15 protein-coding genes are annotated in these 14,635 nt (G+C 61.0%); 5 read left to right on the top strand and 10 right to left on the bottom strand.

Annotated features, from left to right (window positions below):
• Positions 1-105: 105 nt before the first annotated feature.
• The 5 genes from ABH945_RS27140 to ABH945_RS27120 all read right to left on the bottom strand — a co-directional run bounded on the left by ABH945_RS27140 (position 106) and on the right by ABH945_RS27120 (position 4,086).
• Positions 106-795 (bottom strand): type 1 glutamine amidotransferase domain-containing protein, encoded by a 690-nt coding sequence (locus tag ABH945_RS27140; RefSeq protein WP_429252582.1) that lies wholly within the window; start codon positions 793-795, stop codon positions 106-108.
• A gap of 118 nt (positions 796-913) precedes the next feature.
• Complete coding sequence (locus tag ABH945_RS27135) at positions 914-1,519, bottom strand: TetR/AcrR family transcriptional regulator (RefSeq protein ID WP_429252581.1); 606 nt, start codon at positions 1,517-1,519, stop codon at positions 914-916.
• 237 nt (positions 1,520-1,756) lie between these two features.
• Complete coding sequence (locus ABH945_RS27130) at positions 1,757-2,473, bottom strand: SDR family oxidoreductase (protein WP_429252580.1); 717 nt, start codon at positions 2,471-2,473, stop codon at positions 1,757-1,759.
• A gap of 41 nt (positions 2,474-2,514) precedes the next feature.
• A complete protein-coding gene (locus tag ABH945_RS27125; protein WP_429252579.1) occupies positions 2,515-3,396 on the bottom strand; it encodes an NAD(P)H-binding protein in 882 nt (293 codons plus the stop codon).
• A gap of 117 nt (positions 3,397-3,513) precedes the next feature.
• Positions 3,514-4,086: a TetR/AcrR family transcriptional regulator gene (locus tag ABH945_RS27120; RefSeq protein WP_429252578.1), complete on the bottom strand. Its 573-nt coding sequence runs from the start codon at positions 4,084-4,086 to the stop codon at positions 3,514-3,516.
• A 285-nt stretch (positions 4,087-4,371) separates the two neighbouring features.
• On the opposite strand from ABH945_RS27120, the gene ABH945_RS27115 reads away from it, so the two are divergent.
• Positions 4,372-6,900 carry an ATP-binding protein gene (locus ABH945_RS27115; protein WP_429252577.1) on the top strand — a complete coding sequence of 843 codons (2,529 nt, stop codon included), beginning with the start codon at positions 4,372-4,374 and terminating at the stop codon, positions 6,898-6,900.
• 412 nt (positions 6,901-7,312) lie between these two features.
• On the opposite strand, the gene ABH945_RS27110 is transcribed toward ABH945_RS27115, so the two are convergent.
• The 3 genes from ABH945_RS27110 to ABH945_RS27100 form a co-directional block, all read right to left on the bottom strand.
• A complete protein-coding gene (locus ABH945_RS27110; RefSeq protein WP_074767182.1) occupies positions 7,313-7,915 on the bottom strand; it encodes a helix-turn-helix transcriptional regulator in 603 nt (200 codons plus the stop codon).
• 209 nt (positions 7,916-8,124) lie between these two features.
• Entirely contained in the window at positions 8,125-8,586 is a 462-nt protein-coding gene (locus tag ABH945_RS27105; RefSeq protein ID WP_429252576.1) for a response regulator, read from the bottom strand.
• Positions 8,587-8,848: 262 nt separating this feature from the next.
• On the bottom strand, positions 8,849-10,111 hold the full coding sequence (locus tag ABH945_RS27100; RefSeq protein WP_429252575.1) for an MFS transporter: 1,263 nt from the start codon (positions 10,109-10,111) through the stop codon (positions 8,849-8,851).
• Between the two features lie 317 nt (positions 10,112-10,428).
• Between ABH945_RS27100 and ABH945_RS27095 the strand changes: the two genes are divergently transcribed.
• Positions 10,429-10,989 (top strand): flavin reductase family protein, encoded by a 561-nt coding sequence (locus tag ABH945_RS27095; protein ID WP_429252574.1) that lies wholly within the window; start codon positions 10,429-10,431, stop codon positions 10,987-10,989.
• 161 nt (positions 10,990-11,150) lie between these two features.
• On the opposite strand, the gene ABH945_RS27090 is transcribed toward ABH945_RS27095, so the two are convergent.
• Both ABH945_RS27090 and ABH945_RS27085 read right to left on the bottom strand, forming a co-directional pair.
• On the bottom strand, positions 11,151-11,285 hold the full coding sequence (locus ABH945_RS27090; protein WP_290439523.1) for a hypothetical protein: 135 nt from the start codon (positions 11,283-11,285) through the stop codon (positions 11,151-11,153).
• Between the two features lie 177 nt (positions 11,286-11,462).
• The gene (locus ABH945_RS27085; protein WP_429252573.1) at positions 11,463-12,251 is read right to left on the bottom strand and encodes a hypothetical protein; all 789 of its coding nucleotides are present in this window, start codon (positions 12,249-12,251) and stop codon (positions 11,463-11,465) included.
• A 548-nt stretch (positions 12,252-12,799) separates the two neighbouring features.
• Here ABH945_RS27085 and ABH945_RS27080 point away from each other — a divergent pair.
• The 3 genes from ABH945_RS27080 to ABH945_RS27070 all read left to right on the top strand — a co-directional run bounded on the left by ABH945_RS27080 (position 12,800) and on the right by ABH945_RS27070 (position 14,574).
• Positions 12,800-13,354, top strand: coding sequence for an N-acetyltransferase family protein (locus ABH945_RS27080; RefSeq protein WP_429252572.1), 555 nt, complete (start codon positions 12,800-12,802; stop codon positions 13,352-13,354).
• 199 nt (positions 13,355-13,553) lie between these two features.
• Positions 13,554-13,901, top strand: coding sequence for a DUF6916 family protein (locus ABH945_RS27075; protein ID WP_074767191.1), 348 nt, complete (start codon positions 13,554-13,556; stop codon positions 13,899-13,901).
• Positions 13,902-13,965: 64 nt separating this feature from the next.
• Positions 13,966-14,574: a phage tail protein gene (locus tag ABH945_RS27070; RefSeq protein WP_074767194.1), complete on the top strand. Its 609-nt coding sequence runs from the start codon at positions 13,966-13,968 to the stop codon at positions 14,572-14,574.
• Positions 14,575-14,635 lie beyond the last annotated feature (61 nt).

Below are 14,635 nucleotides of genomic sequence, written 5' to 3'. Positions count from 1 at the left end.
TCGCGCGCGTGCGCTGAGCCATCTAGCTGCGATCGGCTACCCGATGCGTGTGCGGTCCGGCTGCCGGCGCGGCTTTCCGCGCCGGCAGCCCAGGCCCACAGTGCGTTATTGCCCGGCGAGTGCGGGGTGCTTCATCAAAGTGGCAGCAGCCGAGGACGACGAAGCCGGGTTCTGACCGGTAATCAGCAGACCGTCGGTGACGACGTACGGCGCCCAGTCTTCGGTCTTCGAGTAGATGCCGCCCTTGGCCTTGAGTTCGTCTTCGACGAGGAAGGGCACGATGTCGGTCAGACCCACCGCGGCTTCCTCGGAATTCGTGAAGCCCGTGACCTGCTTGCCTTCCACCAGCGGCTTGCCGTCCGGCGTAGTGACGTGACGCAGCACGCCCGGTGCATGGCACACCAGCGCCACCGGCTTGCCCGCGCCGATGAACGATTGAATCAGCGCGATGGAATGCGCGTCTTCCGCGAGATCCCACAGAGGGCCGTGACCGCCAGGATAGAAGACCGTGTCGAAATCTGCCTGCGAGACGCTGTCCAGGCGCACCGTGGCCGCAAGTTGCGCGGTCGCGGCGGCATCGTTCTCGAAGCGACGGGTCTGGTCGGTTTGATTGGCCGGTTCGTTGCTCTTCGGATCGAGCGGCGGCTGGCCGCCTTGCGGCGATGCCAGCACGATATCCGCGCCCGCATCCTTGAACGTGTAGTAGGGAGCAGCGAGTTCTTCGAGCCAGAAACCCGTCTTGCGGCCCGTGTTGCCCAATTGATCGTGCGAAGTCAGAACCATCAGAACTTTCATGCTGTTTCTCCTTGAGTTGACGTCCAAGCTAAAAGTAGACCAGTCGTCTAGTAAAGTTGCCAAAAAAAGCACTTCGTCAGAAGTGCTGCTTGCTGCCTGCTCGCGTACTGCTTGCGTGTCAGGGTACGAGATGAAGCATTTGCCGCGTTGTCGTCATGGCGGTCTCGAACGGTTGCGGATTGCGCACGATCTTGACCATGATGCTGGCGCCCAGCCAAAGCTGATACAGGCTCTGGGCGACGACGGAAGCGTCTTCGCTGACCGAAAGTGAACCGTCTTCCACGCCGGCCTCGATAGCGCGCGCCAGTCGCTCGATGATGCCGGACGTACCGCGCTTCAGCGCTGCACGCATGGCTTCCGAAATGTCCGCGACTTCCGCGCCCAGCTTGACGGCGAGGCACTTGCCCTGGCAGTCGAAAAACGACTGGGTGTCCTGCCAGATCTGCCAGTATTTCATGAGGCGTTGCGCGGCGGTCAGATCAGGCTGGGCCAATGTGCTGTCCATATCGGCCAGGTATTCGGCGAAGTAGCTTTCGAGCAATTCCACACCGAACGCGTCTTTCGAACCGAAGTAATGGTAGAACGACCCCTTCGGCACGCCTGCGGCCGACAGAATCTCGTTCAACCCTACGGCTGAGAAGCCTTTGGCGCCGATGATTCGTTGCCCGACAGCAATGATGCTTTCTCGAATATCGACCGGTTCGGATGTGTTTGCGGTAACCATGGCGAGACTTTAATTGAAAGTAGACCAGTCGTCTAGTGCTAATCTGGATTTTTTTGAAGTGCCGCCAAAACCTGCCGCAGTTCAGTGTTTTGCCGGAGCCTGCTGGATCGATGAATGCAACCGCATATCGTCAGAAAACTGACGCTGGCCAGCGCGGTAGCGCAACCGAACAAAATTCAGCGGGGCGGGCCGGTTCCATCCGCGATGGCAAACCGGCCAGACAACCGCGCGATATTTCTACGCTTCAAGCACTTCGGGGGCGATATAACCCGAGCGGGCAGACGAGAGCGTCTGCTTCAACTCGCGACTGCCGGCGTCTGCCAGAACTTCGCTTTCACCTGCCTCGAGCGCGTCGTAAGTCTGGCGGACGACGTCGAGCGGATCGGCTTTCGGAACATCGAAGCCTTGGGTGAGGTCGGTATCGACGAAGCCCACGTGCACGCCGACCACGCCGATATTCCGATTCCTGAGATGAGCGCGGACGTTGTTGGTATAGCTCCATGCCGCCGCCTTCGACGCCGAATAGGGCGTCAGGATCGGAACGACTCGCCAGGTGACGTCGGAGAGAACGTTGATCACTCCGCCGTTTCCATCGCTGGGAAGCGAGGGCTGGAAAGCGCTGGTTGTCCGCATCACGCCGTAATAGTTGGTTTCGAAAATACGCCGGGCCTGTTCTTCGACGTTGTCCGCAAACGGCGACTCGCTGACTTCAGCAATGCCTGCGTTGTTGACGAGCAAAGTCACATCGGACGCGATTTTCGCCGCCGCCTTGACCGATTCGGAATCCGTAACATCGAGCTTAACCGGAATGATGCCGGGCTCGTTAAAGTTCTCCGGGCGACGCACGCCTGCGTAGACTTTCGCGGCTCCGCGCGCGAGCGCCTCACGTGCAAAGGCCAGTCCGAGGCCACGGCTTGCTCCCGTCACGAAAACGGTGGAATTCCTGATCTTCATTTTGCAACTCCTCAATGGATACAACACAGTGAATGATCGAATCAGGCCTGAAAAAGCCTGCGATTTGCGCGGACGAATTCCCCGACGGTTTGCGGCGCCTTTCCGGTGATCTTCTCGATCACGCTGTCGGTGCCTGCAAATACGCCGTTTTGATAATCGATGGCGACTTCAATGAAATGCTGGATCATGAATTCCGGCAGCCCGTACTTCTTCAGATGTTCGCGGTATTCGTCGAGCGTCGCCGGGCTGTAGACGATCTTGCGATCGATAACCTCGCTGATTTCGTCCGCGATACCGTGATGATCGAGTTCGCGCGGACCACAAAGCTCATAAGTCTTGCCGATGTGCCCGGACGGCTGCATGAGAACGTTGGCAATAAAACGCGCCTGGTCTTCCGCGGCAATCGGCGCGTGGCGTCCCGCGCCGTAGGGCAGCGTGATCTTGCTTTCCTTGACGATGGTGTCGAGCACCCACGGAAAAATCAACCATTCGGAGAAGAACGTGGGGCGGATGTGAACAGTCGGCACACCTGACCAGTCGAGAACGCGTTCGGCGATCCAATGATCCCGTGCCGCGTGGCTTTTCGAATCTTCGCGCGCTGAAATCTGCGACATCTCGACGACGACATCAAGACCCGCGCGGTGCGCGGCATCCGCGAAATAAGCGGTTCCCTGGATGAACCCCGGCCGCACCGGATAGCACAGATACGCGCCCGACATTCCCGCCGCGGCACGAATCAGGTCGTCGTGATCGAGCAGATCGCCAACCACGACTTCCGCACCGGCGGCGCGCAGCGCTGCGCTGCGTTCGTCCTCCTTGTGCACCATCGCGCGCACGGCGTGACCGGCTTCAAGAAGATAGTTCACCGTATAAACACCGGTCTTGCCCGTGGCACCGGTGATCAGGAATTTACGCTGTTGCATGATGAATCCTCCAACTCGTGAATGGGCGCACTCGTACCGAATGCTGCAAACCGCTCATTGTGTGTATATGCACAATTCAGGGTGAAAAAGACGGCGAGATCTGATCGCCGATACCGTTTACATCGCTTCGATGTGTTGCCTGACGTCGTCCAGCAGAGAGGCGGACGTGACGGGGTCTGCAATGATGCGCGACAGGGTGAGCGCGCCGATCATTGCCGCCAACGCAAAGGTAGCGCGTGAGCGATCCGCTGCGCCGTCCTCGTCGGTGATGCGACTCGCCAGCATGTCGACCAGCGCGTCGAATCCTCGAGACGCTACCGCTCGAGTATTGTCGTCGGCGCGTGCCAACTCGCTGCCCATGCCGGCAAACGGGCAGCCGCGCTCCGGCGCATCGCGATGGCCGGTGGACAGGTAGGCGTCGACGATGGCCCTGAAGCCGTCCTCGTCGTTGCATCCGTTGGCGGAGGCTTCCAGCGCTTCGATGATTCCAGTCAGACCCGCGTCGCAGGCTTCGGCAACGAGCTGGTCTTTCGACTCGAAATGGCGATAAAAGCCGCCGTGCGACAGTCCGGCGGCGGCCATCAAATCGGCGAGGCCGGTCGCATGAATGCCGTTGGCCCGAAATTCCCCGGCGGCGACTTCGACGATACGCCGGCGTGTCTCGGTAGTTTCGACCCTTGATTTCCGCATGATCTGTGCTGCTCCGCGATTCGGTGATTTAGATGTTAGTCATCATCTAAATGGAAATCAAGCGATGTCTGGATTATTTTTGCTTCCAGCGATTGTCGCGGGTCGAGGCTTTCAATCTTTTTGCAGAAGGCAATCATCAGGAAAAAGCCTGCCCATTTCATCAACCGTTTTCGTCCGCACAATCAGCAGGCGCACCCTGTGTTATGTTTTATCCGCGCCCTCAGCGCAGCACTGACAACCGCCGCCGCGCGGCGTCAGATCGAACAATGAACAAGAATCAGCCGGATGAACAAGCCCCTGGATTTCGAAAGCCGCCGCCTGTCCGCTCTCGCCGGATTTGACGTGCTGGACACCCCCCGAGAACGAGCCTTCGACGAAATCGCGAGCCTGGCGGCGGCGCTGTGCCGCGCGCCCATCGCGGTGGTGAATTTCATCGGCGATCAACGGCAATTTTTCAAGGCGGAGGTCGGACTCGGCGTCCGCGAAACGCCGTTTGAAAGCTCGTTTTGTGCGAAGGCGTTGCTGGAGGAAGAATTTCTCCATGTGCCCGACGCGACCACCGACCCGCGTTTCAACGGCAATCCGCTCGTCACCGGTGAGCCGCATCTGCGCTTTTACGCCGGTGCGTTGCTGAAAACGGATGAAGGCTTGCCGATCGGCACACTCTGCGTGCTCGACTATGAGACGCGCAGTCTCGACGCCGTGCAGGAGCAGGCGCTGCGCGTTCTCGCGCGGCAAACCATGGCCGCGCTCGAATTGCGCCGCGTGGCGAAGTCGGCGGAGGCCGAGCGGGCACGTTATCGCGCGCTCTTCAATGCGATCGACGACGGCTTTTGCATCATCGAATTTTTCGACGGCCCGCATGGTCCGCTCAGCGACTACGTTCATGTCGAAGCGAATCCCGGATACGAGCGCCATACCGGCATTTCGAACATCGTGGGCAAGACCTTGCGGGAGCTCGATCCGACCGAGGCGGATCGCTGGATCGAGCTTTACGGCGGCGTGCTGCGCACTGGAGAACCCGCGCGTTTCGAGCGATATTTTCTGACTGCCGGCCGTCACATCGAAGTGTCGGCGGCGCGTGTCGAGCCGCCGGACCTGCGACGGGTATCGGTGCTGTTCCGCGATATTTCGGCGCGGAAAAAAGCGGACGAAGCACTGCGCACGAGCGAAGCGCTCGCCCGCGAAAACAGCCAGCGCGTGCAGCTTGCGCTCGCGGCCGGGGCGATTATCGGCACCTGGTTCTGGGACTTGCCGAACGATCGTTTTACCGTCGACGAAGCCTTCGCGCACGTGTTCGGCCTCGATCCCGCGCAAGGCCGCGACGGCCTGAGCCTCGCGCAGGTGATCGCGAACGTCCACCCCGACGACCGCGACGGCCTCACGGCGGCGATCAGCGAGGTGATCGAACGTGGCGGGAACTACGCGCATCAATACCGCGTGCGTCGCGCGGACGGGCGCTATTACTGGATCGAAGCGAACGGTCGCGTCGATCATGCGCCGGACGGCACGCCGCTGAGTTTTCCGGGCGTGCTGCTCGATGTCGAAAAACGCCGGGTCGTCGAAGAAGAGCGGGATCGCGCCGCCGCGTCGCTGCGCGCGCTCAACGACACGCTGGAGCAACGCGTGATCGAACGCACCGGCGAATTGATGCGCGCCGAAGAGCAATTGCGCCAGGCGCAGAAGATGGAAGCCGTCGGCCAGTTGACCGGCGGGCTCGCGCACGACTTCAACAATCTTCTCGCGGGCGTGTCGGGCTCGCTGCAATTGCTGAGTATCCGGCTGAGCCAGGGTCGCGTTGCGGAGGTCGACAAATACGTCGTGGCCGCGCAAGGCGCGGTGCGTCGTGCGGCGGCGTTGACGCATCGGCTGCTCGCGTTTTCCCGCCGACAAACCCTCGACCCGCGGCCGACCGATGTCAACGCGCTGGTCAACGGAATGACCGATCTCATTCAACGTACTGTCGGGCCTGGAATCAGGCTCGAGGCGGTCGGCGTGGCCGGGCTGTGGCCCGCTCTGGTCGACTCGGGACAGCTTGAAAACGCGTTGCTGAACCTGTGCATCAACGCCCGCGACGCGATGCCCAACGGCGGCCGCATCACGATCGAAACGGCCAACAAGTGGATCGACGGCAGCGCGGCCCGCAGCCACGACATGCCCGAAGGCCAGTATCTGTCGTTGTGCGTCACGGATACGGGAACCGGCATGACGGCCGACGTGATCGGCAAGGCGTTCGATCCGTTCTTCACCACCAAGCCGATCGGCATGGGCACGGGCCTGGGGCTGTCGATGATCTACGGTTTCGCCAAACAGTCCGGCGGCCAGGTGCGGATCTATTCGGAAGTCGGGCAGGGCACGACGGTGTGCATCTACCTGCCGCGTTTTTATGGCGATGTCGGCGGCGAGGGCGTGGATCATTTTGCGTCGCCGGTCCCGGGCACCGAAGCGGGCGAGACAGTGGTCGTCGTCGACGATGAGCCGAGCGTGCGCATGCTGATCACCGACGTGCTGGAAGAACTCGGCTACACGGTGATCGAAGCAGCCGACAGCGTGGCCGGCCTGAAGCTGCTGCAGTCGAATATCCGGGTCGATCTGCTGGTCAGCGACGTGGGCCTGCCGGGCGGAATGAACGGACGTCAGATGGCGGACGCCGCGCGGCAGACGCGGCCTGATCTGAAAGTGCTTTTCATCACCGGCTATGCGGAGAATTCGGTGATCAGTAACGGACATCTCGAACCCGGCATGCAGGTCATGACCAAGCCGTTCGCTCTCGAAACGTTTGCGGCAAGAGTCCGGCAAATGGTCGACGGGTGATGCAGGCGAGGGCGGAGCAACGCGTGACATTTGTTGCAGGAGCCACGCGTTTCCCGTTGAATCCGCCGACCACCCCTCTGATTAGCAGGGTATGGCCGATATGTCATTTCGCGTAACATCCGCCGCTGCATGCGGACTTGACTGTGCCCAAAACGATTGAAGCTAGCGCCTGAGAGACCTAAAAACGAGCCGGACAATCGCATGCGAAAACAGTGGACCTCACTTCGGTGAGGCCATCCACAATGCCCGCTCCATGAGAAGCGGGTGCAGTCGTGTTTGAGAGGCGCGTGGGCGAGTTTGTTGGCTCACGTAAGGAGGTCTGAATGCGTCTGCCCGTCTGGAGCATTCAGCCTCCTGCCCGTCTATCGCTCACTGACGCCGTTTTGCACCGCGCGCGTGACAGCTAACGTGTCTATTTGTTGCCTGTCTGCGCAATCCCGTTAGAGAAATGCTTGAGCCACAGGCTCATCAAACCGGCACGTCCCCGCACGCCATATTTGCGAAAAATTCCGGTGATATAGGAATGCGTGGTGGAGGCGGCCAACCCGAGTCTTTCCGCGATCTGCTTTTCAGTCGCTTCGGTCAGCAGCAGTTCGAGAACCTTGCGCTCGTACGGCGCAAGCATGGACAGCAGCGCCGCAGGCACGGGGTCCCGCCGGCGCAGTTCCGTCACGTCGCGCGCGACACCCACACGCAATTGCTCGTTCTCCAGCCAGCGGGCCGCCCATGTGATGTAGACGTCGCTGCCATTCTTGTGCCGGTAACGATTCTCGAAACCAACCCGCTTGCGACCGGCCAGCACCTCTTTCGCTTCCTTGCGCGTGGCGTCCTGATCGGCCGGCACGACGAAATCGATGATGAACTGATCGACGAAATCGCCCGGCAGATAACCGAAAATGTCTTCGCACGCAGCGCTGACGTGGCGGATCCGCCCCTGCTCATTCACGAGGAAGATGGCGTCCGGCGAGAGGTCCGTGGAAACGGTGACGAGGTCTTCGATGAGTTCGCTTTTCATTGCTGTGCACTAAGTTTCGCGCGTCCAGAACGCGCTGGCGATGCCGCGTTGCGTTGGGTCCCCGGAGACCGGAAGCAACTGGAGTTTGGGGCGGGAGAGCGTAACGCGGTCCCATTGACGGTCAATTTCGCCGGCAGCCGATGAGCCGGTCTGTCGGTAAGGTGCGAGCAACCAGACGTTCGCTCATTAACCCGCACGGCGCACTTCAGCTAACGACCGGATAAATGACTGTATTCCAGGAACGTGACAAGAACGTCGATCACCCGCCACGTTTCGCACGGGCGTCTGAAGTGACCGTCGAAACCCGCGCGCCGGAGATCTTCGATCGGCTCGCTAGGAGCGAAATTGCTCATGGCAACGAGCAGCAGATCGTCGCAGGACGTTTCGGCGCGCAACCGCCGCGTCAATTCATAGCCGGGGCCTTCGTCCAGCCGTGTGTCCAGCAGGATCACCGCCGGGACCTCGGACTGGATCAGCTGATCGATGCGCTCGCGGTCGTTGGCAAACGTGGCCTTTAGTCCTTTCAGGCGAAGCAGCATCGAAATCGATTCGCCCACTGCCCTGTCCTTGTGTGCCACGAGCACGCGCCGGTTGGCGCGCGGGCCGTGACCACGGTTAAACGTCCAGAGCGCAAACTGTGTCTCATCCTCACTCGGCAATCGGCGGGTCATGATGCTCCTGATTGATAGCGCTTTTGTTGTTGTAGTTTTGTCGTCGAAGCGAAAACGCTTCCGCCGGATGACCGGAGTTCCCGCGCACATTATGCGTCCTGCGGACTGTCGACTTCCGCTGAAAGCTTTCAATATGCCGACCCTTGGCTCAGCTAGTACAACGGCCTTTCGCGCGGAAAGTTAAGATCGATTTACGCATAACCGTACTTTTGGCGCGGGCCGGACGGCGTGTCGTCGAGCGAAAAACAGACCAGCCATGCGATCAGTCGGGATGCCGCAGCGCGACTTCGCGCGTCGCCGACGGCTCCGCCGTTTGAGTTTCGGCGCGGCACGCGTGCCTCACCGAGCGGCTGAAAATCAGCCACAGTGCGAGCGATCCCAGCGAAACCGCGCCGAGTGCGACGAAGGCGGTCGCGTAGCCGAAGCGCTGCGCCAGCACGCCGCCCAACGCGGGGCTGAGCGCCGCGCCGATCCCCGTGACCGTCATCACGGCACCCAGGCCGACGTTCACCCGGCCGGTGCCCTGCAACAGCCGCACGACCAGCGCCGGCACGGCGACGCTCTGCAGTCCCGCCGCGATGCCGTCGAGAATCTGCACCGGCCATACGCCCCACGCGCTCATCAGTGCAGCCGCGACCATCCCGCGAACCGGCATCGCCAGATACGTGATGAAGATCGTCGTCCAGTAACCGCGCCATTGAATCAGGCGGGGCGCCAGCCACGCCGCGCCGATCATCACCAGTTGCGCAATCACGATCGTTTCGGCGGTGAATGCGCTCGGGTCGCCCTGATGAGCGGTGACGACAGCCATGCCGTAGAGCGGCAGCATCGCCGCGTTGCCGAGATGGAACAGCGCCAGCGACGCGGCCAGCAGCAACAACGGCCGGTTCCCGAGCACGATGCGCAGGCCACCGGGTCGTTGAGCGTCTGCAGCATTGTCAGCGGATGGCGGCGCGAGTCCGCGAGCGCTGTCGTGGTCGATCGCGCGGGCCGGGATCATCAGGACCGTGAGCACGGTCAGCGCGCCGAAAAGCGCGGCGAGCGCGAACACCGCGCCGAATCCGAAGCGCCAGCCGAGCCAGCCGGAAAGCGCCGCGCCCGTGACGTTGCCGGCGTGATTGGCCATCTGATTGCGGCCGAACTGCCGGTCGAAACCTCGCTGACGCATTATCCCCAGCGTGATCCCGGCCACCGCAGGACCGAGCGCCGCGCCGGTGACCGCGCCCGCAACCTGCGACGCGGCGATCATCCAGTAGCCGTGCGAGACCCACAGCGCGAGCGACGCGAACGTGGTCATCAACCCGGCTGCGACGACGACGGCCCGCTTATGCCTGGTGGCATCGACCAGCGCGCCGGACGGGGCCGTCGCGATCATGCCCGCGATTCCGCCGAGCATCATGACGGAGCCGATGGCGTCGGCGGCCCATCCGCGAGATAGAAGGAATACGCCAATGAACGGTCCGAGACCCGCCTGGACGTCGGCCATGAAGAAGTTGAGCGCCTCGAGCGCGCGAGTGGATTCCACGGCGGGGAGCCTGTCGCGGGGTCAGGGAAATTGTCCACGCAGATCGGGCGCCGGGCGGTTGCGCGAATCATGCAATCTGGTTTCTGGATGCGACGCTATACCGATTTCGAGTCGGTGCATGGTGCAAATCCTCCCGTCAACGCAACGTGCAAAACGACGTTGCGGCCGCGCTGAGTGCCGCAGCAGTTCTCAGCAAGCGGTGTGCCTTGCGTGGACGTGGTTCAGCATCAGGTTGCGGGCCCGGGAGTTGCATGGAGAGGTGCTGATGCGAAGCGGGTTCCAATCGTTCTTATTGCCCATCACGTGAGCTTTCAACCATGCCCCAGACCTCGACCAAACAGAACCTTCCCGTCGAACGCGTACGCCGCTATCTCGAACCTGGCCCGATCGTGCTCGTGTCGTCCCGCTGGCGCGACAGGACCAACATCATGACGATGGGCTGGCATCTGGTGATGGAGTTTTCGCCGTCGCTCGTAGGCTGTGTGATCGCCGCAGGCAACCATAGCTTCGAGATGATTCGTCAAAGCCGCGAATGCGTCATCAATCTGCCGACCACGCATCTGACCGATACCGTCGTGAAGATCGGCAATACATCGGGGGCGGAGATCGACAAATTCGCGGAATTCGGGCTGACGGCGCTCGACGCCGACGGTGTGAGTGCGCCGCTGATCGCCGAGTGTCACGCCAATTTCGCGTGCCGCCTTTACGACGATGCGTTGATCGACAAATACAATTTCTTCGTTTTCGAAGTCGTGAGCGCGCAGGTAGCCATGCGGCCGGATTTCCCGGAAACGATCCACTACACCGGGGATGGCGTCTTCACGGTATCCGGCAAAACGATCAGCCGCCGACACCTGTTTCGCCCCGGCATGCTGTGAAAGCGCGGCGATTCAACGATGGGGCAACGAAGACGAGAGGGGTTTGTCGGCGCGAGTCGAAACCGTGAAGGGCAGAGCCTTCAGGTGATTCACGCGTTGGTGCAGGGTAAAACAAATACGGCGGCTGCATTGCGCAACCGCCGATCAGCCAGCGACGATACTCAGAACAGATCGCGGCGCGACTCGGCGACCATTTCGCAGGTACGCAGGTGCAATTGCCACGCGTGAGCGCATTGAGCGCGGAAACGTGCAAACCAGTTCGATTGGGTCAGAAGTGCGGCAACGGCGCTGCTCATGGTGGTATCTCTCGGGTAATTGCCTAGGTATTAACCCGGATTATACATTTGCCATGCTGCGACGCAACGAAAACAAAAATACCGGATCGATTAGGAGCGGTCGGAGCGTGACGCAAAAACAACGGGCGGTAGGCGTGCGCGATGGAGTCAGGCGACGGTAGCCACGGCGAAGGTGCGTCAGACTTGGGACACGTCGTTGTCGTCCGGATGATGCGAGGAACCGTGCGCCAGCGAACCTGCGCCTCCCATGCCACCGCCACCGCCACCGCCACCGCCACCGCCACCGCCACCGCCACCTCCCATGCCTCCACCCCCGCCGCCCGTTTTTCCACCTTCGCCGCCTCCACCCCCGCCGTCTTTCCCTTTCGCGCCGCCGGAAGGTCGCGCGGGACCCTGAGCCGGAATCGGCATGCCACGCGGAACCGGATCGAGATCGAGCACTTTGCGGATGAAATTTCGCAACGACACCACCAGCTCCGCCGTATGAATCGTTCGCCCCTGCGTCATCTCGACGGCGGCTTGCGTGGCGAGTCGCACCTGCTCCTCGGTGCCGAGGAGAATGACATCCGCGAGGGCCGCTTCGACGGCGTCGCGGATGCGCCGCGACCGGTCCGAGCCTCCCGGATCGCTTGCCTCCGACGACGGCTCGCTATGCAGCGCGGCGGTGTCGGCGGCGGCATCGAGGGCGGCTTGCGCGGGTGCGGGCACCGCCATCGACGCTCGCCGCAGGTCGCGCAGATGAGTGGGATCGACGGCAAGGTTGCCGGTGAACGAACCGCCGAGCGTTTTATAGGCGGCGATCAGCGTGCGCAGCCGTTCGTTGATCTGCCGGTTTTCGCGCTCGCGCCGTTGTTGCACGGTTTGCATCAACAGCAGGCGGACGCCGACGCCGATCAGCGTGATCACAGCGAGGCCGAGGAGTGTGGAGAGCAGGGCTTGCCAGGAACTGAAATCGAGATTGCGCATGGACGTTGTTGTTGAGTGGCGATTTGTCGGAAGACTGTAGCAATCAACGCACACCGGTTATCCGACCGTGCGCGACAGACGCGGCCATGTCATTCGCAAACGCCAGACCCGCCCGGAACGAAGCATCTGGCTAAACGGGGAATTGTCGAGTTAGCCATTACCGATGGACTCGTATTCGATTTGCATTTATAGGTGCGGAGTTTTTGGTTCAGTCACTCAGCATATTAAACCGGTCGTGCTTCTTTAATTGCGCCGTATTGGACGTTGTATTAATCGTGCATGACACGGCAAATATGCGTTTTTACATAAAAGAAACGGCTTTTTTAAAAGATTCGTGGTGCACGCAACGTGCCCAATCAAGATAAAACTTTCTATATGCTTTCGGTCATTATTTCGTCATTCGAGTATTTTCCTCTCCTCGACTTCAATAATTATCGATTCGCCAGGGTAATCCCTCGCGCAAAAGCTTTAATTAGTGATTGCGTCGATAAAGCCAACCCGTTACGATCGGCTCGACATTTATCTAATCAATAACCTGTAAGATTTTCATGAACATTGCATATGCTGACTCGCTCAATCGCGACTCGGCGATGGAGTGCGAATTGTTGCGCCTGCGTCCCGCCACGCCAGAAGACCGTGAGTTTCTGCGGGAAGTATTCATTAGCACGCGGACCGAGGAGTTTTCCCGCTCTGGCTGGGGCGAAGCGGAGATTCTCGCATTGCTCTCCAGTCAGTTTGACATGCAGGACAGCTATTACAGACGTCACTATCCCGGTGCGCGTTTCGACATTGTGACAAAGGCGGATGTTGCGGTTGGGCGGCTTTATCACTATACGGGCGCCGATGAATTACGCATTATTGATATTGCATTGTTACCGGCTTTTCGTGGCGCGGGAATCGGCTCACACATAATGCGGGCCATGGTGACGCAGGCGGCGAAAAACGGATTGACGGCAACGCTTTACGTCGAGACGGCCAATCCGGTGAAAACGCTTTACCAGCGACTGGGTTTCATCGAAACGGGTAAAAACGGCATATACGAGAGAATGTGCCGCAAGGCCGCACCATTCGACGGCGAACCGGCGAACATTGCCGGTTTATAAGTGCCGGAAGAGCGGGCGGCCATAGAAAACGCAATTTGGCAGGGTGAATCAAGCCCGCCAAAATGTGCTCAAAAAAGCATCAAGTTTTAACGGCATGCGCCGTATATGCGTATTGAAGGCCAAAAACACTCAGTCGACGGGGCACGGCGATTAATGCGCCGGCATTACGAGCGATCTGGACTAACTGCCGGGGGGCGGGTTGTCAGTCATACCAAGTCACGCCGAATTGACCGAGGCGGTCGGTCGCACGTTTACGTTCGCCAGCGCGAGCGTGGGCACCGTTGAATCCCGGTTGATCTCGGCGCCCGCCGGGACGCCGATGGACGACGATTTCCTCTGCTATTCCGCCCACTTCGAATTACCGGCCGGTGTCCGGCTCCCTCAAGACACGTACCGCGTCAGCGCGCCGAACGGCGCCGCCTGGGATCTGCTCGCGACGCCCACGCGTCCCGCCGCCAGTGGCGTCGGCACGATGTGCATCGTGATTCATTGCGCGAAGCCGCGCGAAACCGCGTCTCCCGAGACCATCGATCCAGGCCGCGCATGAGACCGATGGCGGGCAGTCACAACCTCGTTCCCCTCTCTCACGGCTGTTTCTTCAGGAGTTGTACATGAGCGATCCGTATATGGGCGAAATCCGCATGGTGGCGTTCAGTTTTGCGCCCTATGGCTGGGCATTGTGCCAGGGCCAACTGTTGCCGCTGGCGCAAAACCAGGCGCTGTTCTCGCTGCTCGGCACGGTCTACGGCGGTAACGGCGTGGCGACGTTCGGCCTGCCGAACCTCGCCGGCCGCTCGCCGGTCGGCACGGGCACGGGTGCGGGACTGTCGTCGATCGAGCTGGGTCAGTTCGCCGGTGCTGAAAGCTTCACGATGACGGGCGCGCAGTTGCCGATGCATACCCACCCGGCCGTGATTCCGCCGATGTCACTGACGACGTCGGTGTCCGTTCCGGCCTCGACGGCGGCGACGGGCGGCGTGGTGGCGCCGGGGCCCACGACTGTGCTGGGCGAAGTCAGCACGGGCGGCCGCACTTCCGATCTTTACAACACGACCACGCCGAATACGACGCTCGCGCCGTTCAACGCCACCGTGCCGTTTCCGCAGACGACGGTGCCGGTCGGGATGGCCGGCTCCGGCCTCCCGATGCCGCTGCGTAATCCGTACGTCGGTCTGAACTTCTGCATCGCGCTACAGGGCGTTTTCCCGACGCGCGGGTAATCCGGGCGGTAAGCGGCGAAGCAATGCCGCAGGCAGCAGCACGAAAGCGTAGTCGTGGTCC

Source organism: Paraburkholderia sp. GAS333, assembly GCF_050435665.1.
Taxonomy (GTDB): Bacteria; Pseudomonadota; Gammaproteobacteria; order Burkholderiales; family Burkholderiaceae; genus Paraburkholderia; species Paraburkholderia fungorum_A.
The sequence above is the reverse complement of the archived record's forward strand: the minus strand, read 5'-3'. Positions and strand labels throughout refer to the sequence as shown.

What these genes read in the sequence shown, in the direction of transcription:
- ABH945_RS27090 (WP_290439523.1), bottom strand. Translation starts at nt 11,285, where the DNA reads ATGAGCAGCGCCGTTGCCGCACTTCTGACCCAATCGAACTGGTTTGCA.
- ABH945_RS27120 (WP_429252578.1), bottom strand. Translation starts at nt 4,086, where the DNA reads ATGCGGAAATCAAGGGTCGAAACTACCGAGACACGCCGGCGTATCGTC.
- ABH945_RS27130 (WP_429252580.1), bottom strand. Translation starts at nt 2,473, where the DNA reads ATGAAGATCAGGAATTCCACCGTTTTCGTGACGGGAGCAAGCCGTGGC.
- ABH945_RS27115 (WP_429252577.1), top strand. Translation starts at nt 4,372, where the DNA reads ATGAACAAGCCCCTGGATTTCGAAAGCCGCCGCCTGTCCGCTCTCGCC.
- ABH945_RS27125 (WP_429252579.1), bottom strand. Translation starts at nt 3,396, where the DNA reads ATGCAACAGCGTAAATTCCTGATCACCGGTGCCACGGGCAAGACCGGT.
- ABH945_RS27105 (WP_429252576.1), bottom strand. Translation starts at nt 8,586, where the DNA reads ATGACCCGCCGATTGCCGAGTGAGGATGAGACACAGTTTGCGCTCTGG.
- ABH945_RS27135 (WP_429252581.1), bottom strand. Translation starts at nt 1,519, where the DNA reads ATGGTTACCGCAAACACATCCGAACCGGTCGATATTCGAGAAAGCATC.
- ABH945_RS27070 (WP_074767194.1), top strand. Translation starts at nt 13,966, where the DNA reads ATGAGCGATCCGTATATGGGCGAAATCCGCATGGTGGCGTTCAGTTTT.
- ABH945_RS27110 (WP_074767182.1), bottom strand. Translation starts at nt 7,915, where the DNA reads ATGAAAAGCGAACTCATCGAAGACCTCGTCACCGTTTCCACGGACCTC.
- ABH945_RS27140 (WP_429252582.1), bottom strand. Translation starts at nt 795, where the DNA reads ATGAAAGTTCTGATGGTTCTGACTTCGCACGATCAATTGGGCAACACG.
- ABH945_RS27080 (WP_429252572.1), top strand. Translation starts at nt 12,800, where the DNA reads ATGAACATTGCATATGCTGACTCGCTCAATCGCGACTCGGCGATGGAG.
- ABH945_RS27085 (WP_429252573.1), bottom strand. Translation starts at nt 12,251, where the DNA reads ATGCGCAATCTCGATTTCAGTTCCTGGCAAGCCCTGCTCTCCACACTC.
- ABH945_RS27095 (WP_429252574.1), top strand. Translation starts at nt 10,429, where the DNA reads ATGCCCCAGACCTCGACCAAACAGAACCTTCCCGTCGAACGCGTACGC.